General features: G+C 64.3%; 1 protein-coding gene. It reads left to right on the top strand.

Features of this window, described 5'->3' with window-relative positions; translation table 11 throughout:
- On the top strand, positions 1-259 hold a 259-nt coding region (locus MKK82_RS11360), incomplete at its 5' end, for a hypothetical protein (protein ID WP_243985756.1).
- Between the last annotated feature and the right edge of the window lie 130 nt (positions 260-389).

Below are 389 nucleotides of genomic sequence, written 5' to 3'. Positions count from 1 at the left end.
GAGCTTGACTGTGATGCAGCGGCTGCTCGATCGTCGAACCGCCGATGGAGCGCTCGTGCCGGCCGACCCGGCTCTGATCCAGGCAACAATCGAAGCCGGATACGACGAAGTGCGCCGGATCAGATTGCTGCTCGCCGAGATAGCGATTGAGCCAACGTCTCCCTGGCATCGAATGGCCGATAACATGGCCGCTGCCGTTGCTGACCTCGACGTCTCGCTCAAAACGTTCGAGCAGATGCTGAGCCACATGAGCGGGTGACCGAGACACGTTCATCTCACGCGTCCTCCGGCTTCGGCAGCAGATCGACCCACGCCGCGGTGATGACGGCTTCGCGCGCGTCGGCCCGGTCCGGGTCAGCAGCACGGATCCAGGCCACCACGTCGGCGAG

The organism is Methylobacterium sp. E-046, assembly GCF_022829625.1.
GTDB lineage: Bacteria > Pseudomonadota > Alphaproteobacteria > Rhizobiales > Beijerinckiaceae > Methylobacterium > Methylobacterium longum.
This window is presented reverse-complemented; position numbering and strand designations above follow the sequence as displayed.